Source organism: Actinomadura geliboluensis (genome assembly GCF_043197915.1).
In the GTDB taxonomy this organism is placed as follows: domain Bacteria; phylum Actinomycetota; class Actinomycetes; order Streptosporangiales; family Streptosporangiaceae; genus Spirillospora; species Spirillospora geliboluensis.
In genome coordinates this window covers 371,858-392,834 of sequence record NZ_JBICUA010000007.1, presented here as the reverse complement: position 1 = coordinate 392,834, position 20,977 = coordinate 371,858, and the positions used below count along the sequence as shown (strand labels likewise).

Genomic DNA, 20,977 nt, shown 5'->3' with positions numbered 1-20,977 from the left:
CCAGAGGTTAGGCCGGTGCTCCGCCTCACTGCTCGTCTGCGTGGACGGCGATGAGTTCGAAAGGACGCCGAGGAGCGCCTCCGAGACGCCGACGCCGGCGTCCACGGCACCCATCTTGGGCGACTTCTCATCTGCTCCATCGCGCCTCTGAAGAGAGCCGGCTATCCGCTGGTGACATCGATGACGCCGAGGACGAGCACAACAAGGCCCACCACGGCGAAGGCAGCCGATGCAAGGCGCTGATACAACACAGATTGTCGATGGGTCTTGTGCAGTGCCCTGTTCCAGCGGCGGCTGGCGGTCCAGTCAGCGAAGCCTCGGTAGTTGATCAACAGCGGGATGCATAGGGCCAGCATGGCGAGCCCCCAGAAGATCTGGGTCCAACCGCCGCCCGACTGCTCAGGCGGGGATGCTGCCGATTCCGGGAACATGGGGCCCTCCCTGCGATGTGTTCGTCGTCATTCTCCAGGTCTGCGGCCGTTAGCTAGCGGGTGTGGAAGGCGTGGTTAATGGCGGCGAGTTTGCCCGCAGGGGTGGGTCAGGGACTCAGTGGTCGGTCTTCCTGATTGCCGGTCGGCGTTCCGGAGCGCTGGGGCCGGGCGATGTGTGGGCTACATGTGGGCGCGCAGCCCACAGCGTCGAGCAGGACAGCTCGATGGCGGCCGACTTTGACGTTCAGTGGCTTCTCGGTCGGTCGGTGCGCCGCCGACGGGCCGCTACCGTTGGGACTTCCCCTCGAGGGGTGTGACATTTCGGGAGAAGTCGACGCTGAGGTAAGTGTGACCCGGCCCCCGTCTGGCCGGTGACCGCTGCGGGTAGTCCCGTCCCGGGCCACGAAATCCCCGCGCGTGGTCCGGGACGGTCCCGCCGAGGACGCATGCGGGGGTTCGGGGAGCGGGATGCTGGTAGCGGGTCGGTACCGACTGGATGAGCCGATCGGCAAGGGCGGGATGGGCGAGGTCTGGCGCGCCACCGACGAGAGCCTGGGCCGGACGGTCGCGGTCAAGGTGCTGCTGACGACCACCACCGACCCGCAGGCGGCCGCGCGGTTTCGGATGGAAGCTCAGACCGCGGCCCGGCTCAGTGACTCCCATGTGGTCGCCGTGTACGACTTCGGAGCCCATGAGGGCCGGCTGTTCCTGGTGATGGAATACGTCGAGGGGCACAGCCTGGCCCACGAGCGCGCCGTGCACGGCGTCCTGGACATCGAACGCGTCGCCGACATCGCCGCCCAGACGGCGGCCGGGCTGGCCGTCGCGCACGGGCAGCGCGTAGTGCACCGCGACATCAAACCGGGGAACCTGCTGCTGGCCGCCGACGGCACCGTGAAGATCGCCGATTTCGGCATCGCGCGGTTCGCCGGTGAGGCGTCGTCGGCGCTCACCGGCACCGGGCAGGTGATCGGCACCAGCGCCTATCTGGCGCCCGAACGTGGCCTCGGCCGCCCCGCCGGACCGGCGTCCGACGTCTATGCGCTCGGCTGTGTCCTGTACGAGTTGCTGACCGGACAGCCGCCATTCCAAGGCGATAACGCCGCCGCCGTCGTCTTCCAGCACATTGACGCCACGCCCGTACCGCCTCGTCAGTGGTGCCCTTTTCTGCCAGGGGCGTTCGAGGACTACCTGATGCGGTTGCTGAGCAAGCAGCCCGAGCAACGTCCCACGGCCGCCGAGGTGGCCGCCTGGTTCACCGGCCCGGGGTGGCGCGCAACCCACCTGACCGAGGACGCGCCTCTCACCAAAACGGCCCGGCTGCCCATCGCCCATCTGCCGGAACCTGAGCGGCCCACCAACTCGTGGGGAAGGCATGTCCTCATCGCCGCCGCCGCGGCCGCTGCAGTGGTGATCGCGGGTGTGGTCGGGGTGGCGATCGCTTCCGGCGAGGACAAGCCTGCCTCACCGCCCACCGTTCCCACGTCGGCGCCTCCGGCAATCAGCACTTCTCCACAGCCGTCCGATGAGAACAGTTCCAGCAGCGCCACCCAGGCACCCGTGAAAACCAAGAAGGCCGGAAAGAAGAAGCCTCCGAAGCACAAGGACGGCAAGAGCAAGCCGTGAAGGTCATGGCCACTCACCGACCCCTCATAGGCGAGATCGCGCCGCGATGCTCCTCAGCCCCCTGGTCACCCGTGTCCCCTGGCGACTCGGCTCCGCCCAGCGCTCGCCCAGCGGCCTGAGCGCCCCGGTCCTCATCCGCACGGTTGATGACCATCCGTTTCCGGTGCGTTGATCGGCGCCATGGCTTCCAGTCCGGGGGGACGGGAAGGAGGCCCGCAGTAGTCGACCATCGGGGGAGTCGTCGTGGGAAGACGTGCGCGCGGCAGGATCGAACGCGGCGGACGCGAGGCCGCCGCCGCGCGTCCCGCGACGGTGCGGCGGGCGCTGCCAGGAGGGGGCACGTTCGTGCTCGTCCTGGTGTTGCTCCTGGCCGGGGCCTGCTCGTCCGGGACGGACGGTCGCGACTCCGGCGGGCGGCAGTCGCAGAAGACGGCGAGCGTCGCGGAGAACGCGAAAAAAGGCGACGCCGACTGGCGGATCGCCCGCCGTGGACGAGGGGCCGAGCACGAGATCGAGGGCTACGCCGACCAGGTGAGCGTGCTGCCCGGCCAGCAGTTCCGGCTGTTCGTCTCGACCACGACGTCCGGGTTCAGCGTGCAGGCGTTCCGGATGGGCTGGTACGGCGGTGTGCAGGCCCGCCGGGTGTGGCGGTCCGGGACGTATCCGGGGGTCCGGCAGGCGGGCGCCCGCATCGACCCGGCGACCCGGACGGTGTCGGCGCCGTGGCGGCCGTCGCTGACCGTGTCCACCAAGGGGTGGCCCGAGGGGAGCTACCTGATGATGCTGACCGCGGCGTCCGGGGCGCGGCGGTACGTGCCGGTGACGGTCCGCTCCTCCAGTGCGGTGGGGCGCGTGGTCGTGCTGAACGCCACCACCACCTGGCAGGCGTACAACATGTGGGGCGGGTACGACCTGTACATGGGCCCGTCCGGTGGGGACGGCGACCGGGCCAGCGCGGTCAGCTTCGACCGGCCCTACGACGGCAACGGCGCGGGCAAGTTCATGACCTACGAGCAACCCGCGATCGCGCTCGCCGAAAAGGTGGGCGTGCCGCTGGCATACGCGACCGACAACGACCTGCACGCCGATCCCAACCTGCTCAAAGGGGCGCGCGGCCTGTTGACCCTCGGGCATGACGAGTACTGGTCGTCCAACATGCGGCAGCGTGCGACGCAGGCCCGCGATCAAGGCGTCAACATCGCGTTCCTCGGTGCGAACGCGGTCAACCGGCACATCCGGTTCGCCGCGACGCCGCTGGGGGCGAACCGGCTCGTGGTCTGCTACAAGGACTCCAGTACCGATCCGGTCGCGAGGCACAACCCGGCCGAGTCGACCCAGGACTGGCGGCTTCCGCCGATGCCGCGTCCCGAAAGCGACCTCATCGGGATCCAGTACATGTGCTTTCCGGCGGAGGGCGCGTTGACCGTCACGCGGCCCGATTTCTGGTTGTTCCGCGGCACCGGTGTGCGCGCCGGGACGCGGTTCCCCGGCGTCATCGGCCCGGAGGCCGACGCGCTCAACCGCGACGGCCCCACCCCCGACACGCTGGAGGTCGTCGCCAACTCGCCGATCACCTGCGGGAACCGGACGGCGGTCGCGCATACCTCCTACTACACCAACCGCCAGGGAGCGGGCGTGTTCGCGACGGGCACCATGCGCTGGGTGTGCGCCATGCGCGGCCCCGCCTGCGGGCACGGCGTCACCGAGGCGGGGCAGCGGTTCGTCACGCAGGTCAGCGAGACGCTCGTCCGCGCCATGGCCGAAGGGCCGCTCGGGCGATCGCACCCGTCCCGTCCCAATTACAAACTCACCAGCAACCCGCGCTGAACCACGGTGGTCGAGTGAGTTCTGTCGTGTCGCGGGTAGGGGCTAAGCCATTCACATCTTCGGCCTCATTGGGCGTGCACCTGGGGTGCCCCTTTGTCCGGGCCTGCGGAACGATGAAGGGTAGGGCGCGCTGTGGGCGTGACGGATCAGATGCTGCGGTTGCTCGGCTTGAGCGGCCCGTCCCGGCCCATCGTGCTGTCCGGCCCGCCACCGACGACCGCGCAGAATCGGGAGCTGGCGGACACCATGCGGCGCCTTCCCGGCCGCTTCCAGGATCGGCTGCCCGCCGCGGTGCTGCAGCGCATCACCGGCTCGGCCGCCAGCGGGCGGTGGGAGAAGGCGGCCGGTCAACTGGTGATGGCCTTGTACATGAGGGGTGCGCCGGTCAGTGCGGCGGAGCGCGATGAGCTGCGCGGTGCTCTGCAGGCGCTCGGTGTACCGGCCCATCGCGTCGACGGGCTGCGCTCCCGCTGAACCCCGGGACGACAGTGGGCCACGACCCGCGGCGGTGCAGCCATTGAGCGTGCCCGGCCGTTGTCGAGGCATCGCGGTTGCCAGCGGGGCGGTCGTGCCGCTCATCGAAGGACGCGACCGCCCCGCCCCCTCGTACTGGCCCGGCGGGCGGCCGGCGAGGTTGTCGCCGGCATCCCCGGTCGGGGCCTGGGAGATCCCGCTATCGTCGGACGCGCTGCGCGGGAGACATCGTCAGGTGCGGCGCAGGGGACATCGCCAGGACGGTCGCGATGCGGGCCGCGGCCGTCTCGGGCTGGTCGGCGGGGCACAGCGGCTCCAGCTCGGGAGGGCATTGCCCGGTCGCGTCCCACCACACCCAGAACCACCACGCCGCCCCGCCGGGGCCCCGAGCGCACCGCACCTCCTGTCTCAGCCCGGGACCGAGCGCCCGGTCGGCCTGATCGCCGGCGCTCGGCTCGGCCGCCGGGTTGGACACCATGACGACCCCGCGCTCCTGCAACGCCGCGATCAGGCCGCGCTCCCGTAGCAGAGCGGCCAGCGCGCCCGCCGCCGCAGATTGCGTCTCAGTGGCTAAACAGCCCCTCGTTTCCATGCCTCGCCCCTCACGCTCACCAACCGTCTGTAACGGACAGTACAAGGAGCGTCACTGATCGTTTCGGGATTCTCAAGAATCCGGACTAAGAGCGTGTCTCGCGTTGGTTCGATGGGTGGTGCGGCGCGATCGGAGATCGTGTCGGCGGGCCCTGCGCCGCGGCCGGATCAAGATCGCCGCCGGGAGCGCGGCACCGGGCTCCCTCGAACGCCCGCCGACAGTACGAATGGTCGTGGCGGAGCAAACGTGCGGGGTGGACACGCTCAGGCCAACGCCAAGGTGATTGACCGGTCCCGGCGTCCCGCGATTCGCTCGCCCTCGTGATGCGGCCCGACAAGCACAACCGTGCCCCACGCCGTCCTGGCCTGTTCACTCGGAAGCTCATGGACGGGCTGGAGAAGGTGTTCGAGATCGAACCCGCGGGCGTCAACTGGCCGCGAGCGGTGGCGTTCCTGGACGTCGGCCTGGTGCCGCTGTTCGTCTTCTGGGCGATCGGCCATGAGCAGTACCTACTGAGCGCCTTGTTCGGCCTGCTGTTCTCGGCGCTCTGCGACCCTGGAGGCGGCTACCGGCGACGCGCGTCCCGCATCTCCATCTTCGCGCTGATCGGCGCCGGGGTGACCGCGCTGGGCTTCGGGATCGGAGCGGACGCCTGGGGCTGGCTGGTGCTCGCGGCCTTCATGGTCACACTGGTGGCCGGGCTGTCCATGACCTTGGGTGTGCGCAGGTTCGTTAACGCCCTGCTCCTCAACGTCTGGTTCATCGTCGCCATCGCGCTGACGTCCAGCCTGCATCAACATGCCCGCATCACCAACTACACCTGGGCGCAGGTGCTCGCCTGGACCGGCGGGGCGGCGCTGTGGATCGTGGTGACGTTCGCCTGGTGGCTGATCCGCGGGCGCGCGGACTCAGGCGTGCCGTTCGCGGAGATCCCGGGCGACACCTCGCGAAAGAAGCTGACCCCGCCGCTCATCGTCTTCGCCGTGATCCGCGCCTTGGTCATCGGCGGTACCGTCGCGCTCGCGTTCGGACTGGACCTGTCCTACGGCTACTGGATCCCGATCGCGGCCCTGATCGCGATGAAGCCGAGCCTGGAGCAAGCGATGCTCGTGGCCGCGCAGCGTCTCGTCGGCGCCGCCATCGGCGCCGCCGCAGCTACGTTGCTGCTGTTGATCCCCGCAGGCGAACACGGGCTCAAGCTGTTCGCGGTGAAGCACGGGCTTGAGATGGTGGCGCTCGTCCTGTTCATGCACGGGGCGGGGATTCGCTTCTGGAACTACACGCTCTACACCGCGGCCATCGCGGCAGGAGTGCTCATCCTGGTGGACCTTCCGCAGCCTTCTCAGTATTCGGCCGAGGGCTACCGGGTGCTGTGGACACTGTGCGGTGTGGGGATCGGGCTGCTCGTCATGATGCTGGCGGGCCTGCTCACCAAGCCGACCACCAAAGCGCCGCCACAGCCGACCTGAACGTGCGATCGCCGGGCGGCACCTCGGAGATCCTCCGCAACGTCGTCGCCGAGCGTGCCAAGGCCGACCAGATCGCTCTGGGCACACCGAGGGCATATCGCGCTCGGCTCGCCGACCTGGTCGGCCTGTAGGGCGCCAGGCGCGAGGGTGTGTCGCATTTGGGCGATTTGACCGTCCGGTGGCGCTGGGACGGGCCGGGCCCGGGTAACGCCCCCATATGCACCCGCGCGCAGGGGAGTCGGAATGCCGCTGGTGACCGGGCACCGTCCCGGATGGCCGTGCTGGGTCGAACTGGCGACCCCCGACAGGTCGGCCTCAGAGCGGTTCTACTCCGGCCTCTTCGGCTGGGACTCCTACACACTGCTCGTTCCGCACCGCGGTGAAGTCGAGGTGTTCACCCTCGACGGCGCCGGCGGTGAGGAGGTCGCCGGTCTGGAACCGCTGGCCGACCCCGCGCAGCCGGCGTCGTGGACGTGCTACTTCCGGACCGCGGACATGGCCGCCACCACCACCGCGCTCCACCGCGCCGGCGGTAGCGAGTTGATCGAGGCCGCCGACCTGGGCAACCTCGGCCGGGCGGCGCTGTGGGGAGATCCGCAGGGCGCCGACTTCGCCGTCATCGACACCTACGACTTCATCGGGGCCCGAGTGGTGGACGAGCCGTCCGGGCCGTGCTGGATCCAGTTGGCGACCAGCGACGTCGCGGGGGCGCGCCGGTTCTACGGCGAGGTGTTCGGGTGGCGGCCGGTCGACCGCGAGTACTTCGGCATCGCCTACACCGAGTTCAAGGTGGATGAGCAGTCGGTGGCGGGGATGATGGCGCTGGAGGGGCCGGTGTCTCGGCCGGAGTGGATGCCCTTCTTCGAAGTCGCCGACTGCGACGCCGCCGCCGACCGCGCCGCGAAACTCGGCGCCGAGGTCAGCGTCCCTCCGACCGGCACCCGGCCCGGCTGCTTCGCCATCCTCACCGACCCCACCGGCGCGCGGCTGGGCGTCATCACCCCCGACCCGGAAACGCGAGCCGGGTTCCGCCTGCGCCCATGAACGGCTGAAGGCGACGACGGCGCGCATTGACTCGACCGCCGAATTTCCATCACGTCATCGCCAGGTGGTTTTAGCCCGACTCAGGCCGGACCCGCCGGGTGATGATCAAGGCCCTTTCTTGTCCGGAGCTGTGGATCTTCGGCTTTGGGCGAGGGGATGACAGTGGGCTGAGAGGAGTACTCGGCCATGATCACATCAAGGGGGACGCACAGGGCACCGCGTACCGCGGAGACCGGGTTGCGGCGGGCGCTGCTGCTGACCGCCGCGTCGGCCGTGCTGCCCGGACTGGCGCACCTGCGGTCCGGGCGGCGGGTGACCGGGACGATCCTGCTGAGCGGCTACGTCTGCGCGATCGTCGCGGTGGTGCTGACGGCCGTCGCCCTCCGCGGGGACCTGGTCCAGCTCGCGGTCCGGTCGGATCTGCTGCTGGCGCTGATGGTGGCCTCGGGGGCGATCGCCATCGGCTGGCCCGTTCTCCTGGTGTGGTCGTACCGGGTTGCGCGGCCGGCGCGGATCTCCCGGGGGGCCCGGGCCCTCACTGCGATCATCGTGGCGGGTCTGTGCACCTTGGCCGCCGCCCCGCCGCTGGCGGTGGCTCGCTACAGCTACGTCCAGCGAGACCTGGTCCGCACCGTCTTCCGTGACCCTGCGCCGTCGAAGCTCGTCGTCGGCACTCACCCCCAGCCCGGCACGGGATCGCTGCCACGTCGCCTGAACGTCCTCTTGCTCGGTGGTGACGCCGACGTGCACCGGCCCGGCGTCCGGACCGACAGCATGACGCTGGCCAGCGTGGACACCCGGACGGGCACGACCGTCCTGATCAGCCTGCCGCGGAACCTGCAACAAGTCCCGGTCTGGGACGGCCACCGCAAGGTCACCGGGTTCCCCAGGGAGGAATTGCTGAACGAGGTGTACGAGTACGGGCATTCCCACCCGCACCTGACGCCTGGCCGCAACCCCGGCGCGCAGCTCCTCAAGCGCACCTACGGACACATCGTCGGGCTGCCCGTCCACTACTACGCGATGGTCGACATGCGCAGCTTCCGGCAGATCGTCGACGCCGTGCACGGCGTGCGCGTCTGCGTGCGGAAGGCCATTCCGGTGCCGCGTGAGCAGGTCGCGGCGGGGGTGATCCGTCCCGGCTGCCAGCGGCTCAGCGGGCGTCAGGCGCTCTGGTACGGGCGTTCACGCACCGGCAGCGACGACTATGCCCGCATGGCGCGGCAGAAGTGCCTGATCTGGGCGCTGTACAGGCAGGCCGACCCGATGACGGTGTTCCGCGCCTTCCGGCGGCTCGCGGAGGTGTTCAAGTACTCCGTCAACACCGACATCCCGCTCGGCATGCTGCCGTCCCTGGTCGGCCTGGTGAGCAAGATCCGCGGAGCGGGGCTGCACAGCATCCAGTTCGTCCCGCCGCTGATCCGTTCCGCGCACCCGGACTACGGTCGCATCCGGTCCCTCACAGCGCAGGCCCTGACCAAGGCGACCGACCAGCCCAAGACCGAAATGCTCGGCCAGAAGTGCGGCTGACCCTGCCGCGGGACTGCGGTTTCGGTTGCACCATGCCGTACAGTGCGGGGTCGCCGCCCGCCCTGGCCGCTGCACCCCGGAGGGGATGAGGCAGGCTTGGCCCGATGCCGGGGCTGAGGACATGACGGTGCAGACGGAACTGTTCGGCTTCGCCGCCGGCGCGCTGATCGCGGTGGTGACCGCCCCGGTCGGGGTATCGGGGGCGGTGTTCCTGCTGCCGGTGCAGCTCAGCGTGCTGGGGGTTCCCAGCCCGGCCGTCACCCCGACCAACCTGCTGTTCAACGTCGTCGCCGGCCCCGGCGCGCTGATCCGCCACCACCGCCAGGGGAGCCTCACCGGGCCGCTGACCCGGCGGCTGATCGCCGGGGCGCTGCCCGGCGTGGTCATCGGGGCGGTCATCCGGGTGTTCGCCGTTCCCGGCGCCACCGTCTTCCGCGTTCTGGTCGGCCTGCTCCTGCTGCCGCTGGGGCTGTGGCTGTGCGTCCGCGTCCTGCGTCCGCGCCGCCGCCGTCCCGGGCAGCCGTCGGCACGGTTCATCACCTCGCTCGCCTTGGTCGTCGGCACTGTCGGCGGGGTCTACGGGATCGGCGGCGGCTCCATCGCGGGGCCCGTCCTGGTCGGACGGGGCATGCCGGTCGCCCAGGTCGCGCCTGCCGCGCTGGCCTCCACCTTCCTCACCTCAGTGGCGGGGGCGTCCACCTATGCGATCCTCTCGCTCACCGCGCACGGGGACATCGCGCCCGAGTGGTCACTGGGGCTGGCCTGCGGCTTGGGCGGACTGGTCGGCGGCTACCTGGGCGCGCGGCTGCAGCCCCGGCTCCACGAGGCCGCCTTGCGGTTCGGCCTTGGCCTCGCGGCCACCGCGCTGGCCGTCCTCTACCTCCTCCAGGCGCTCACCTGACGGCCGCAGCCCGAAATCGCATCAGGCCGTCGTCGGGGGCGCCGCGATCGTGGTGGAGCCAGCCGAGTGGAATCGCCTGCGATGGCAATACCAGAGAACACGTCCCCCCGGAGGTGCGCATGGTATGGCTCGGAGTCGTCCTCGTCGTCGCGGGTGCCTTTCCGGCACTTACCGTGGACGGTGACCTGGCCGGTATCGACATCACCGTGGTGGGGGCCGCCGTGATGGCCGTTGGCGCGGTCCTCCTGCTCGCGGGCATTTTGCGGCTGCGGAGGCGCCGCGGTGGCGGGCCGTCCGGCACGGCGGCGCAGGCTTACTACCGGACCTCCAAAGGCAGGATCGTCGCGATGGTGATCGCGGTGATTTACATCGTCTCCCCGATCGACCTGATCCCGGACGTCTTCCTGCCATTCGGAATCGTCGACGACGCCACCGCCCTCACCTGGCTGCTGTTCGCGCTCGGCCGGGAGTACACGCGCCGGTCGCGCGGGGAACGCCGCGCCCCCTGAAGCCGAGAACGGCGTACTGCCCTGGTAGCCGCGTCACTCTTCGTAGGAGTAAGGGCGGGGCAGGACGAGTGTCCTGCCCCGCCCTCAGCGTGATTTTTTCAAGGGGCGTGGGTGGAAATTAGGGGGCGGCGGGGGAGCGGAGTCCCAGTTCGGCGAGGACGGCCCAGCCGTTGGACTGGGTGATGTCCACCTGGACGGCGTCGATCGGGGTGCCGGGGCCGACCGGGAACCAGGTGAGGTCGTCGCCATAGCGGACGCGGTCGTCGAGGTCGCCGACGGCCCGCCAGGTGCCGTCCGGGGTGCGGACCTTGATCGTCGCTGCTTCGGCGTGGCCGGGCTTGAGGGCGACGCCGGCCTCCAGTACGCGGCGCGGCTCGTCGAAGGTGACGGTGTAGCGGCCTGGTGCGGCGCCGGCCTTCCAGGCGGCGTCGTTGTAGCCGACCACGCCGTCGATCGCGCCGGCCGGGCCCACGTTCGGCCGGCCCGCGCCCGTGTACGTGAGGTCGGTGTCGATCGTGAGACGGCCCGCGGCGTGCAGGGCGGCCAGGTCGACGCGGCGCGGGTCGGCGGGCTCGTCGCGGATGTCGGCCACGTCGACGAAGTCGCCGATGAGCTGGCTCTTGGCGGAGTCGAAGCCGAGCACGAGGACCCGGCCAGGACGGACCTCGGCGACGGCGGGGTTGGCCTGGTCGCCGGTCCCCGAGTCGTACACCAGCTCGCGCGGCGCGCCCGTCCACGAGCGGCCGGGGTCGCGCAGGACGGCTCCGACGGTGCCGCGCCGCTCGGTGAAGTGGCCGGACAGGTCGCCGTAGGCGAGGAAGACGTCGCCGTTCCGCAGGACCTCGGTGTGGGCCGAGGAGGTCACGAGGTCGATCTCGGCGGGGGCCGTCCAGGTGCGGCCGCCGTCGCGCGACCAGGACTCCTGGGAGTTGACCGCGCCCATCGTGGACGCCGCCGTGCCGATGCGCAGCAGGGCGTGGACCGTTCCGTCCGGCAGGACGGTGAGCACCGGCTCCTGGTAGTGGGTGCCCTGCGCGGACGCGATCAGCGACTCGGTGCCCGCGTGCCAGGACGCGCCGCCGTCCAGGCTGCGCACCACGGTGGCGCGCTGCCAGCGGTCGTCGGGGACGGTGCCGTAGAGCGGGACGATCAGCTCGCCGGAGGGCAGTTCCTTGATCTGCCCGTGGCTCGCCGCCCAGCCCAGCTCGTAGGTGTCGACGATGTCGGACTCGCCGCTGAGCGAGGTCTGCACCGCGACCGGCTCCGACCAGGTGGCGCCGCGGTCGTCGCTGTGCCGGACGAACACCCCCATCGGCTCGGCGGGGGAGACCGAGTAGTCGATCTGGAACCAGCTCAGCAGCAGCCGACCGGACCGCAGTTGCGTGATCATCGGGTCGCGGTCGTCGTAGCGGGAGTCGTGCACGGTCCGCGGCGCCGACCAGGTGCGGCCGCCGTCCTCGCCGGTGAGCATCAGCAGCCGGCCGTCCTGCCCGGTGTGGCCGGCGCCCTCGCGGGCCACCGCGACGAGGGAGCCGTCGTTCAGCCGCTCCATGTTCGGGAAATGCAGTTTCTTGCCCGGGGCGGCCTGGGCCACGACCACGTCGGGCCGGTCCGGGGACGAGGGAATGGTCGGGGCCGCGTGCGCCACGGCGCCGGAAAACCCCAGAGTGAGCAGTGCGGTCAGGGCGATGGCGGTACTTCGACGGACTCGCATACTTCCCGGATGCAACACGGAATACCATTCCATGTCAACGCTCGAACGGATGTTAATAGCGGGCCTCGATCGGGTGGCGTTCGACGGCCCGGGTGCCCTCGACGAAATGCAGCGTGCTCCACATGTTGGTGGTGCCGCAGGCGTGGTTGGGAACGATCCGGAGCAGGTCGCCGACCCGGAGCCCGGACGTTCCCGGGCCGGTCAGGTAGCCGTGCTCCTCGTTGCCGGCGGTGAACTCGACCCCGTCCAGCGGACGGCCGGACTCCGGGTCGCAGACGATGCCGAGGATCCCGGCGGTCGCGATGGTGTCGGAGCTCATCGCCTTGATGCCCGCGTCGATGATGACGGTTCCGGGCCGCTGGGCGCTCGTGACGCGGGTTAGCACGGTCTGCGCGCACTGCTCGATCCGGGCGCTGCCCAGGCCGACCTGGTTGGCGTCGAAGTAGACGTACGTGCCGGGACGGGCCTCGGTGACTCCGGCGGCGAAGGGCGCGGACGTGGCGCCGGGCGTCGAGCCGACCGAGACCAGCGGGCAGGCGTGGCCGTCGGCGCGCAGTGCCTCGGCGACCTGCACGAGTGTGCGTCCCGCCAGGTCGCCCGCCGCCTCCAGGCCGGCGCGGTCCGAGCCGTGTGCGGCCAGGTGGCCTTCGTGGGTGAGGACGCCCCGCAGCTCCAGTGCGGGCAGGGCGGTGAGCGCGGCGGCGGTCGCCACGGCCCGGTCGGGGTCGACGCCCGCCCGGTGCAGTCCCGTGTCGACCTCCAGCACGAAGGGGACGGTGACGCTGGCGGAGGCGGCCGCCTCCGCGAGTGGTCCCGCCGCTTCGAGGGAGTCCAGCGCGATGGTCAGCCCGCCTCGGCCCAGGGCCTGGACGGCGAAGGCGATCTTGGCGGGGCCGACCGGCTGGTGCGCCCACAGGACGTCATCCACGCCTTCGTCCTGGAGCAGCTCGACCTCGGCCGGGGTGGCGCAGGTGAAGCCGATCGCGCCGTGGGCGAGCTGGCGGCGCGCGACCGCCAGGCATTTGGACGTCTTGAAATGCGGGCGCAGCGCGACCCCGGCGGCGCCGATCGCGGCGGACATGGCGGCCAGGTTGGCCTCCATGCGGGCGCGGTCGACGAGGAGGGCGGGCGTCGGCAGCTCGTCCAGCGGCGTCATGCGAGGCCCATCCGCGGTCGCGGGTCGCCGTCCAGCAGCCACTCGACGGTCTCCTTCTTGATCTCGGGGAAGCCGGACGGGCGCTGCCCGACCATCTCGCGCAGCCCCGCGACGGCCTCGGCGGGCGTCCAGAGCGGGAAGTCGGAGCCGAAGACGAGCTTGTCGACCACGTCCCACTCCTGCGCGCGGGCCAGCGCGAGGTAGCCGTCCATCGGCCGGGCCCAGGACGCCGACACGTCGGAGTACACGCGGCGGTTCTTGCGCAGCGTCACGATCGTCTCGCGCTGCCACGGGTGCCCGAGGTGCGCGATGATCTGCACCAGGTCGGGGTGCCGGCGGGCGACGTCGTCCACGACCAGCGGATTGCTGACCGACAGGTCCCCGGCCGGGCTCGGGGTGGCGCCCATGTGCCACAGGACGACGAGCCCCGCGTCGGCCGCGGCCCGGTAGAACGGGTCGTGGCGGGTGTCGCGCGGGTCGAACAGCGCCAGCACCGGGTACAGCTTGATGCCGCGCAGGCCGCGCGCGACGCCGTCGGCGAGCTGGTCGAGGACGTCGGGGTCGGTGGGGTCGAGCGCCATGAAGCCGATCGTCTCGGTGGCGGTCTCCGCGCAGAACGCCTCGGTGTGGGCGTTCGGCGTGAGGACCCCGGCGGCGGTGGCGCGGATCCCGAACACGCACGCGGCCGTCACGTCCGCCATGGCGCGGTCGTAGTCGGCGGCGGTGAACTCGTGGGCGCCGCGCCCGTAGACGGGCTTCCAGTGGTCGTCCCACTCGTGGCCCCAGTGCTCGGGCCGCTGGCAGTGGGTGTGGAAGTCGATCAAGAATCCTCCCGGGGACGGGGTACGTCGGAGCGCAGGGACGAGCGCAGGAACTCCAGGGCGGCGACGACGTCGGCGTCGGCCGCGAGGTCGGCCGCGGCGGCGCGCAGCAGGTCCAGGTAGCGGCCGCGGCGGTCGCCGTCGAACTCGGCGGACGGCCCCGACACGCTGAGCGCGGCGACGCAGGCGCCGTCCACCTCGACCGGCACGGCGACGCAGCGCAGGCCGACGCTGCCCTCGTTGTCGTCCAGGGCGTGGCCGCGCTCGGCGGTGCCCCGCAGGTCCTCGGTCAGCGCGGCGACGGTCGTCAGCGTGTGCTCGGTGCGGGCGGGGAACGGCTCGGGCGGCAGGTGCGGGGCGAGGACGGCCGGGTCGAGCCCGGCGAGCAGCATCTTGCCGAGCCCGGTGCAGTACGCGGCGTCCCGCGTGCCGGGCGTGGTGTGGAAGCGGATCGGCCGGTCGGGTTCGCGGACGCACACGTGCAGGACCTCGCGCCCGTCCAGCACGCCGAGGTTGGCGGTCTGCCCGGTCGCCTCGGCGACCTTCGCCAGGTGCCCGCCCGCGACCTGGGACAGGTCCAGCCCGTTCAGGTACGCGGTGGACAGGGTGAGGGTCTTGTGGCCGAGCCGGTAGGCGGGGCGCTCGTCGGCGCGGACCACGTACCCCATCTCCTCCAGGACGGCGAGGAGCCGGACGAGCGTGCTCTTCGGCAGGCCGGTGCCGGTCGAGAAGTCGTTCAGGGTCAGCGTGCCGCCGCGCGCGGCGAGCCGCTCCAGCAGCGCCAGGCCGCGGGCGAGCGCGTTGGCGTGGTAGTTGGCCGCCGCGGGCCGGTCGTCGTCCACGTTGCGGCGGCGGGCCGCGGGACGCGTCCCGGATGCCGTCCCTCTGCCTTTGTCCATCGGTGCCTCGTCTCCGTTAAGGGAATGCGCGCTGCGGAAGATCCGCGTTCAGGGGATGCGGAGGATCTCGCCGGGCCGGGCGCCGCCGTGCGCGCCGTCCTCGACCACGGTCCGGCCGCCGACGACGACCGCGGAGATCCCCTCCGGATACCGCTGTGGTGCTGCGAACGTAGCCCGATCGGCGATGCGGGCGGGGTCGAAAACGACGATGTCGGCGGCGGCCCCGCCGCGCAGCACCCCGCGCCCCGCGAGCCCGGCCCGCTCGGCGGCCGCGGACGTGCATTTCCGGACGGCTTCGGCGAGCCCGATCCGGCCCGTCCGGACGTACTCGGCGAACAGCCGCGGGAAGCAGCCGAACGAGCGGGGGTGCGGCGTGCCCCGCCCGGTCGGCCCGTCCGGGTCGAGGGCCTGGCCGTCGGAGCCGATGACGGCGGCGGGATGCGTGAGCGCGTCCGCGAGGTCGCGTTCGCTGCGCCCGCCCGCCACCATCTGCACGCCGTTGCCGTGCTCGGCGACGAGGTCGAGGGCGGTCTCCGGCGGGTCGGTGCCCGCGTCGGCGGCGAGATCGGGCAGGGCGCGTCCGCCGACGGCGATGTCGTCCCACGCGTTCGGCATGCCGCGCCACTCGTCCCGGACGCGGGCGCGGACGGCGGGCTCGGTGAGCCGGGCCCGCATCGGCCCCTCGCCGCCCTCCTGCGCCCACGCGGGCAGCAACTGCGACAGCGGCGCGTTCCCGGCCAGGTAGGGGTAGATGTCGAAGGCGACGTCCAGGCCGCCGTCCCGCGCGGCGTCGATCAGTTCCAGTGCCCGCGCGACCGAGCCGTGGTTGCGCCGCCCGACCGCGACCAGGTGCGAGATCTGGGTGCGGCAGCCGGTCGCCGCCGCGACCCGCAGCGCCTGCCGGACCGAGTCGAGCAGCCCGTCCGCGTAGTCGCGGACGTGCCAGGCGAACAGCTTGCCGTGCGCGGCGGCGGTATGGCCGAGCGCCTCCAGTTCGTCCTCGCGGGCGTAGCAGACGGGCGCGTAGACCAGGCCGGTGGAGACGCCGGCGGCGCCCGCCGCGAGCGCGTCGCCGAGCAGGCCCCGCATCCGGTCGAGCGCGGCCGCGTCGGCCGGCCGGTCGCCGAACCCGACGGCCGCCGCGCGCAGCGGCGTGTGCGCGACGAGCGCGACCACGTTCACCGACGGGCGGGCGGCGCCGAGCGCGGCGAGGTAGCCGGGCAGGTCGGTCCAGTTCCAGCGGACGGACGGGTCGAGGTCCAGGTAACCGGCCGCCGAGCGCAAGGCGTCCGGGTCGGCGGCGACGGGCGTGACTCCGAGGCCGCAGTTGCCGACCACGACGGTCGTGACGCCCTGCCGCACGGCGCTGTGCGCCTCCGGGTTCGACAGCAGCGTCAGGTCGGAGTGGGTGTGGACGTCCACGAACCCGGGCGCCACGACCTGCCCGGACGCGTCGATCGTCCGCGCGGCCGGACGCCCCGCCAGGTCGCCGATCGCCTCGACCCGGCCGCCCTCGACGGCGACGTCGGCGCGGCGCGGCGCCGCCCCGGTGCCGTCGACGAGCGTCCCGCCGGTGATGAGCAGTTCCGTCATGGCGTGCGCAGCCGGAAGGTGGCCTGCACCTCGACCGGGCTGCCGGTCGGCAGCGCGGCGACGCCGAGCGCGACCCGCGCGTGCCGTCCGGCGTCGTCGCCGAACACCTCGGTGAACAGGGCCGTCGCCGCGTCCGCGACCAGGTGCTGGTCGGTGAATCCGGGCGCGGACGCCACCCACACCGACACGGTCTCGACGTGCTCCACGGCGCCGAGCCCGGACAGCTCGTCCCGGACGGCGGTGAGGACGTTGCGGGCGCACTGCCGCGCGCAGGCGCGGGCCACGTCGAGCGACACGTCCCCGCCGACGCGGCCCTCGGCGATCAGCTTCCCGTCCCGGGCGGCGACCTGCCCGGAGGCGATCAGGACGGCACCGGAACGGCGCGCGGCGGCGACGGACGGCCGTTCGCCCGCGGGTCCCGGCTCCAGGGCTGCGGCGGCCAGTCGCTGGTCTGCGTCGTGCACTTTCGCTCCTTATGGTCAGGCGGTGGCCAGCACGTCGGCGGGCTCGGCGAAATGGCAGGCGGCCGGGTGGCCGACGCCGTCGCGGTCGGTGAGCGCGGGGGTCTCGGTGGCGCAGATGTCCTGCGCCTTCCAGCAGCGGGTCCGGAACCGGCAGCCGGAGGGCGGGTCGATCGGGCTCGGCACGTCCCCGGTGAGCATGATCCGCTCCCGGCCCGCGCGGGCGCCGGGCCGCGTGCGCGGCACGGCCGACAGCAGCGCCTGCGTGTACGGGTGCGCCGGGCTGCGGAAGATCTCGTCCCGGGTGCCGCGCTCCACGATCGTCCCGAGGTACATCACCGCGATCTCGTGCGAGACGTGCCGCACCACCGACAGGTCGTGCGAGATGAACAGGTACGCCACCCCGAGCTCGCGCTGCAGCTCCCGGAGCGTGTTGACGACCTGCGCCTGGATCGACACGTCCAGCGCGCTGACCGGCTCGTCCAGCACGAGGACCTTCGGGCCGAGGGCGAGCGCGCGGGCGATGCCGATGCGCTGCCGCTGCCCGCCGGAGAACTCGTGCGCGTACCGGCGGGCGTGCGCGGGCGCGAGCCGCACCATGTCGAGCAGCTCGGCGACGCGCTCGGGGCCGCCGTCGTCGTAGCGGCCCTGCACGCGCAGCGGCTCGGCGATGATGTCGTGGACGGTCATCCGCGGCGACAGCGACGCGTACGGGTCCTGGAACACCAGCTGCAGGTCGCGGCGCAGCGCGCGCAGCTCGGCGCCGCGCACGCGGGTGACGTCCCGCCCGGCCACGACGATCCGCCCGGCGGTGGGCTCCAGGAGCCGCACCACCATCCGCCCCGCGGTCGTCTTGCCGCAGCCGGACTCGCCGACCAGGCCCAGTGTCCGCCCCGCCCGCAGCGAGAAGTCGACGCCGTCGACCGCGTGGACGCTGCCGGTCCGCAGGCGCAGCGGCCCCGACCGGACGGGGAAGTGCTTGGCGAGGCCGGTGACGGCGAGGACCTCGTCCGGCCGCGCCCGGTCCGGCCGCGCCGCGTCAAGCTCGGTCATCGGTCTCCTCCTCGGCCATCTCGTCGTGGAAGTGGCAGGCGCTCGCCCGTCCCGGCCCGGACGGGGTCAGCTCCGGGCGCTCGGCGCGGCACCTGTCCCGCGCCATCGGGCAGCGGGGCGCGAACGCGCAGCCCTCCGCGACCTCGCCCGGCAGCGGCGGGGACCCGGGGATCGGGGTCAGCTCGCCGGCGTCGCCGTCCAGCGCGGGGAGGCTGTCCAGTAGCCCCCGCGTGTACGGGTGCCGGGGCGAGTCGAAGATCGCCGCGACGGTGCCGTGCTCGACGACCCGCCCCGCGTACATCACCACGACCCGGTCGGCCAGCTCGGCGACCACGCCGAGGTCGTGGGTGATGAGCACGGTGGCGGCGCCGGTCTCCCGCCGCGTCAGCCGCAGCAGGTCGAGCACCTGGGCCTGGACGGTCACGTCCAGCGCGGTCGTCGGCTCGTCCGCGATCAGCAGGTCGGGGTCGTTGGCGATGGCCATCGCGATCATCGCGCGCTGCCGCATGCCGCCGGAGAACTCGTGCGGGTACTGCTTCAGCCGCCGCTCCGCGCCCGGCACCCCGACCAGCGTCAGCAGTTCGGCGGCCCTCGTGCGGGCCGCGGCCCGGGACATGCCCGGCTGGTGCAGCCGCAGCGCCTCGCGGATCTGCGCGCCGACGGTGACGACCGGGTTCAGCGCGGTCATCGGATCCTGGAAGATCATCGCGATCCGGCCGCCGCGCAGTCTGCGCAGCTCGCGGGGGCGCATCGCGCGCAGGTCGGACCCGTCGAACACGACCCGCCCCGACACGACCCGGCCCGGCGGCCTGATCAGCCCGAGCGCGGACATCGCGGTGACGCTCTTGCCCGACCCCGACTCGCCGACCACGCCGAGCGTCTCGCCGGGCGCGACCGTGTACCCGGCGCCGTCCACCGCCCGGACGGTCTCCTCGTCGCCGGCGAACTCGACGACCAGGTCCTCGATCTCCAGCAGCGGCCCGCCCCCGGGCCCGGTGCGCGCGGTCATGTGCGTCCTCCCGGCGTGACGGCGTCGCGGAGGCCGTCCCCGACGAAGTTGACGGCGAGCACCGTCACCGCGATCGCGATGCCCGGCGGGATCCACAGCCACGGCATCGTCTGGATCAGCGTCAGGTTCTGCGCGTCGTTCAGCATGTTCCCCCAGCTGGCCTGGGGCGGCCGGACGCCGAGCCCGAGGAAGGACGCGGTCGTCTCCAGCATGATCGCCTGCGCGACGGCGAGGGTGCCGGTCACCGTGACCGGCGCCAGCGCCGCGGGCACGATGTGCTTGCGGATCAGCCACCACGCGTTCGCCCCGGACGCCTCGGCGGCCTGGATGTACTCGCGGTCGCGCAGCGACAGCGTCACGCCGCGCACCACCCGGCCGGCGACCGGCCACTGCGTCAGCCCGATCGCGACGATCAGCACGGTCACGCTCGGCCCGACGATCCCGGCGAGCACCAGGATGACCACCACGGTCGGGAACGACATCACGATGTCGGCGATCCGCATGATCACGCTGTCCACGATGCCGCCGAACAGCCCGGCGACCGAGCCGAACAGCGTGCCGACGAGGACGGCGCCGAGCGCCGCGGCGAGCCCGACCAGCAGCGACACCCGGCCCGCGTGCAGGGTGCGGGCGAACACGTCGCGGCCGGAGGGGTCGGTGCCGAACCAGTGCGCGCCGGACGGCCCCTGCCGCACCGCGTCCAGGTCGACCGCGTTCGGGTGCCCGGCGATCCACGGCGCCAGCAGCGACGCCAGCACCACCGCGCCGAGCACGACGCTCCCGGCGACGGCGAGCCGGTTGCGGCGGAACCGCCGCACCGCCCGCGCCCGGGGCGACGCCGACGCGGCGGCCTTCTCGGCCGCGGGCCTCTTCTCCAGGGGGACCTTCGTCCGCTTCTGCGCCGTGGTCATCGCAGGCTCACTCTCGGGTCGACGACGGCGTACAGGACGTCCGCGATCAGGTTGCACAGCAGCACCAGCACCGCCACGTACAACGCGAACCCGACGATGACCGGGTAGTCGTGCTGGCCGATCGAGCTGACCGCGAGCTGGCCCATGCCCGGCCAGGCGAAGACCTGCTCGATCACCACCGCGCCCGCCAGCATCTGCGGGATCTGGTACATCACCACCGTGATCAGCGGGATCAGCGAGTTGCGCAGCGCGTGCCGCAGCACGACCCGGGCCCGCGACGCGCCCTTGGCCTCGGCCGTCCGGACGTAGTCGGCGCCGAGCTCGTCCACCAGGCCGCCGCGCACGTAGCGGGTGAACGGCCCGGCGGTGACGAACGCCAGGATCAGCCCCGGCAGGACCAGGTGCCGGAGCTGGTCGGCGGGGCCGCCGCCGCCCGGCGTGGTCATCCCCGCCGACGGCAGCACCCCCCACTTCAGGGAGAACAGGTAGATCCCGACGATGCCGAGGAAGAACGGCGGCACCGAGACCGCGGCCAGGCCGAGGACGGTGGCGCCGTAGTCGACGGACGTGTTGCGGCGCACCGCGGCGGCCACGCCGAGCGCCACCGACACCACCAGCGCGACCGCGAGGGCGGCGCCCATCAGCTGCAGCGTCGGGCCGACCCGCTCGCCGAGCACCGCCGACACGGGCCGGTGCCCGACGTAGGAGTAGCCGAAGTCGCCGTGCAGCGCCCCCGACAGCCAGTTCCCGTACTGGACGACGATCGACCGGTCGAGCCCCAGCTCGTGCCGCTTGGCCTCGATGAACGCCTGGCCGCCGCCGCGCATCTGCTCGGGGTCGACCATCATGCGCACCGGGTCGCCGGGCGCGACCCGCACCAGCACGAAGATCCCGACGCTGATCAGCAGGAACACGAACGCGTTCACCAGCAGGCGCCGGATGACGTAGGCCGCCACG

General features: G+C 72.4%; 21 protein-coding genes. 9 read left to right on the top strand and 12 right to left on the bottom strand.

Translation table 11 applies throughout. From position 1 onward, the window contains the following. Window positions 1-161 precede the first annotated feature (161 nt). Window positions 162-431, bottom strand: coding sequence for a hypothetical protein (locus ACGFI1_RS24205; protein WP_387077671.1), 270 nt, complete (start codon window positions 429-431; stop codon window positions 162-164). A 468-nt stretch (window positions 432-899) separates the two neighbouring features. Here ACGFI1_RS24205 and ACGFI1_RS24200 point away from each other — a divergent pair, with 468 nt between their 5' ends. The 3 genes from ACGFI1_RS24200 (at window position 900) to ACGFI1_RS24190 (ending at window position 4,358) form a co-directional block, all read left to right on the top strand. Further along, window positions 900-2,057: a serine/threonine-protein kinase gene (locus ACGFI1_RS24200; RefSeq protein WP_392788059.1), complete on the top strand. Its 1,158-nt coding sequence runs from the start codon at window positions 900-902 to the stop codon at window positions 2,055-2,057. A 243-nt stretch (window positions 2,058-2,300) separates the two neighbouring features. Further along, window positions 2,301-3,884: a N,N-dimethylformamidase beta subunit family domain-containing protein gene (locus tag ACGFI1_RS24195; protein ID WP_392788057.1), complete on the top strand. Its 1,584-nt coding sequence runs from the start codon at window positions 2,301-2,303 to the stop codon at window positions 3,882-3,884. Window positions 3,885-4,022: 138 nt separating this feature from the next. Further along, window positions 4,023-4,358 carry a hypothetical protein gene (locus ACGFI1_RS24190; protein WP_138631992.1) on the top strand — a complete coding sequence of 112 codons (336 nt, stop codon included), beginning with the start codon at window positions 4,023-4,025 and terminating at the stop codon, window positions 4,356-4,358. A gap of 199 nt (window positions 4,359-4,557) precedes the next feature. On the opposite strand, the gene ACGFI1_RS24185 is transcribed toward ACGFI1_RS24190, so the two are convergent. Continuing rightward, window positions 4,558-4,950 (bottom strand): hypothetical protein, encoded by a 393-nt coding sequence (locus ACGFI1_RS24185; RefSeq protein WP_392788055.1) that lies wholly within the window; start codon window positions 4,948-4,950, stop codon window positions 4,558-4,560. Window positions 4,951-5,333: 383 nt separating this feature from the next. Between ACGFI1_RS24185 and ACGFI1_RS24180 the strand changes: the two genes are divergently transcribed. From ACGFI1_RS24180 to ACGFI1_RS24155, 6 genes are all read left to right on the top strand, one after another. Continuing rightward, window positions 5,334-6,419, top strand: coding sequence for an FUSC family protein (locus ACGFI1_RS24180; protein WP_392788052.1), 1,086 nt, complete (start codon window positions 5,334-5,336; stop codon window positions 6,417-6,419). 2 nt (window positions 6,420-6,421) lie between these two features. Further along, entirely contained in the window at window positions 6,422-6,550 is a 129-nt protein-coding gene (locus tag ACGFI1_RS24175; RefSeq protein ID WP_386873185.1) for a hypothetical protein, read from the top strand. 112 nt (window positions 6,551-6,662) lie between these two features. Further along, window positions 6,663-7,463, top strand: a complete 801-nt coding sequence (locus ACGFI1_RS24170) for a VOC family protein (protein ID WP_392788049.1) — start codon at window positions 6,663-6,665, stop codon at window positions 7,461-7,463. Window positions 7,464-7,649: 186 nt separating this feature from the next. After that, window positions 7,650-8,993, top strand: coding sequence for an LCP family protein (locus ACGFI1_RS24165; protein ID WP_392788047.1), 1,344 nt, complete (start codon window positions 7,650-7,652; stop codon window positions 8,991-8,993). Window positions 8,994-9,114: 121 nt separating this feature from the next. Continuing rightward, window positions 9,115-9,894 carry a TSUP family transporter gene (locus tag ACGFI1_RS24160; protein WP_392736303.1) on the top strand — a complete coding sequence of 260 codons (780 nt, stop codon included), beginning with the start codon at window positions 9,115-9,117 and terminating at the stop codon, window positions 9,892-9,894. Between the two features lie 173 nt (window positions 9,895-10,067). Beyond that, window positions 10,068-10,403, top strand: coding sequence for a YkvA family protein (locus ACGFI1_RS24155; protein ID WP_392788045.1), 336 nt, complete (start codon window positions 10,068-10,070; stop codon window positions 10,401-10,403). A 118-nt stretch (window positions 10,404-10,521) separates the two neighbouring features. Here the strand turns inward: ACGFI1_RS24155 and ACGFI1_RS24150 are convergent, their stop codons facing one another. From ACGFI1_RS24150 to ACGFI1_RS24105, 10 genes are all read right to left on the bottom strand, one after another. Then, window positions 10,522-12,051: a sialidase family protein gene (locus tag ACGFI1_RS24150; protein ID WP_392788043.1), complete on the bottom strand. Its 1,530-nt coding sequence runs from the start codon at window positions 12,049-12,051 to the stop codon at window positions 10,522-10,524. A 118-nt stretch (window positions 12,052-12,169) separates the two neighbouring features. Continuing rightward, on the bottom strand, window positions 12,170-13,273 hold the full coding sequence (locus ACGFI1_RS24145) for an alanine racemase (protein ID WP_392788041.1): 1,104 nt from the start codon (window positions 13,271-13,273) through the stop codon (window positions 12,170-12,172). Continuing rightward, window positions 13,270-14,097, bottom strand: coding sequence for an amidohydrolase family protein (locus tag ACGFI1_RS24140; protein WP_386873198.1), 828 nt, complete (start codon window positions 14,095-14,097; stop codon window positions 13,270-13,272). The genes ACGFI1_RS24145 and ACGFI1_RS24140 overlap by 4 nt, the downstream gene beginning before the upstream one ends. Next, complete coding sequence (locus ACGFI1_RS24135; RefSeq protein ID WP_392736296.1) at window positions 14,094-14,993, bottom strand: IclR family transcriptional regulator; 900 nt, start codon at window positions 14,991-14,993, stop codon at window positions 14,094-14,096. Before ACGFI1_RS24135 ends, ACGFI1_RS24140 begins: the two co-directional genes overlap by 4 nt. A 48-nt stretch (window positions 14,994-15,041) precedes the next feature. Next, window positions 15,042-16,586, bottom strand: coding sequence for an N-acyl-D-amino-acid deacylase family protein (locus tag ACGFI1_RS24130; RefSeq protein ID WP_392788038.1), 1,545 nt, complete (start codon window positions 16,584-16,586; stop codon window positions 15,042-15,044). After that, window positions 16,583-17,050 (bottom strand): RidA family protein, encoded by a 468-nt coding sequence (locus tag ACGFI1_RS24125; RefSeq protein WP_392788036.1) that lies wholly within the window; start codon window positions 17,048-17,050, stop codon window positions 16,583-16,585. The genes ACGFI1_RS24130 and ACGFI1_RS24125 overlap by 4 nt, the downstream gene beginning before the upstream one ends. Window positions 17,051-17,065: 15 nt before the next feature. After that, the gene (locus ACGFI1_RS24120) at window positions 17,066-18,100 is read right to left on the bottom strand and encodes an ABC transporter ATP-binding protein (protein ID WP_364549786.1); all 1,035 of its coding nucleotides are present in this window, start codon (window positions 18,098-18,100) and stop codon (window positions 17,066-17,068) included. Then, a complete protein-coding gene (locus ACGFI1_RS24115) occupies window positions 18,087-19,109 on the bottom strand; it encodes an ABC transporter ATP-binding protein (RefSeq protein WP_386873206.1) in 1,023 nt (340 codons plus the stop codon). The genes ACGFI1_RS24120 and ACGFI1_RS24115 overlap by 14 nt, the downstream gene beginning before the upstream one ends. Continuing rightward, a complete protein-coding gene (locus ACGFI1_RS24110) occupies window positions 19,106-20,020 on the bottom strand; it encodes an ABC transporter permease (RefSeq protein ID WP_138631952.1) in 915 nt (304 codons plus the stop codon). The genes ACGFI1_RS24115 and ACGFI1_RS24110 overlap by 4 nt, the downstream gene beginning before the upstream one ends. Next, window positions 20,017-20,976, bottom strand: coding sequence for an ABC transporter permease (locus ACGFI1_RS24105; RefSeq protein WP_138631949.1), 960 nt, complete (start codon window positions 20,974-20,976; stop codon window positions 20,017-20,019). The genes ACGFI1_RS24110 and ACGFI1_RS24105 overlap by 4 nt, the downstream gene beginning before the upstream one ends. Window position 20,977: the final 1 nt, after the last annotated feature.

What these genes read in the sequence shown, in the direction of transcription:
- ACGFI1_RS24205 (WP_387077671.1), bottom strand. Translation starts at nt 431, where the DNA reads ATGTTCCCGGAATCGGCAGCATCCCCGCCTGAGCAGTCGGGCGGCGGT.
- ACGFI1_RS24200 (WP_392788059.1), top strand. Translation starts at nt 900, where the DNA reads ATGCTGGTAGCGGGTCGGTACCGACTGGATGAGCCGATCGGCAAGGGC.
- ACGFI1_RS24185 (WP_392788055.1), bottom strand. Translation starts at nt 4,950, where the DNA reads ATGGAAACGAGGGGCTGTTTAGCCACTGAGACGCAATCTGCGGCGGCG.
- ACGFI1_RS24180 (WP_392788052.1), top strand. Translation starts at nt 5,334, where the DNA reads ATGGACGGGCTGGAGAAGGTGTTCGAGATCGAACCCGCGGGCGTCAAC.
- ACGFI1_RS24170 (WP_392788049.1), top strand. Translation starts at nt 6,663, where the DNA reads ATGCCGCTGGTGACCGGGCACCGTCCCGGATGGCCGTGCTGGGTCGAA.
- ACGFI1_RS24165 (WP_392788047.1), top strand. Translation starts at nt 7,650, where the DNA reads ATGATCACATCAAGGGGGACGCACAGGGCACCGCGTACCGCGGAGACC.
- ACGFI1_RS24160 (WP_392736303.1), top strand. Translation starts at nt 9,115, where the DNA reads ATGACGGTGCAGACGGAACTGTTCGGCTTCGCCGCCGGCGCGCTGATC.
- ACGFI1_RS24145 (WP_392788041.1), bottom strand. Translation starts at nt 13,273, where the DNA reads ATGACGCCGCTGGACGAGCTGCCGACGCCCGCCCTCCTCGTCGACCGC.
- ACGFI1_RS24135 (WP_392736296.1), bottom strand. Translation starts at nt 14,993, where the DNA reads ATGGACAAAGGCAGAGGGACGGCATCCGGGACGCGTCCCGCGGCCCGC.
- ACGFI1_RS24130 (WP_392788038.1), bottom strand. Translation starts at nt 16,586, where the DNA reads ATGACGGAACTGCTCATCACCGGCGGGACGCTCGTCGACGGCACCGGG.
- ACGFI1_RS24120 (WP_364549786.1), bottom strand. Translation starts at nt 18,100, where the DNA reads ATGACCGAGCTTGACGCGGCGCGGCCGGACCGGGCGCGGCCGGACGAG.
- ACGFI1_RS24115 (WP_386873206.1), bottom strand. Translation starts at nt 19,109, where the DNA reads ATGACCGCGCGCACCGGGCCCGGGGGCGGGCCGCTGCTGGAGATCGAG.
- ACGFI1_RS24110 (WP_138631952.1), bottom strand. Translation starts at nt 20,020, where the DNA reads ATGACCACGGCGCAGAAGCGGACGAAGGTCCCCCTGGAGAAGAGGCCC.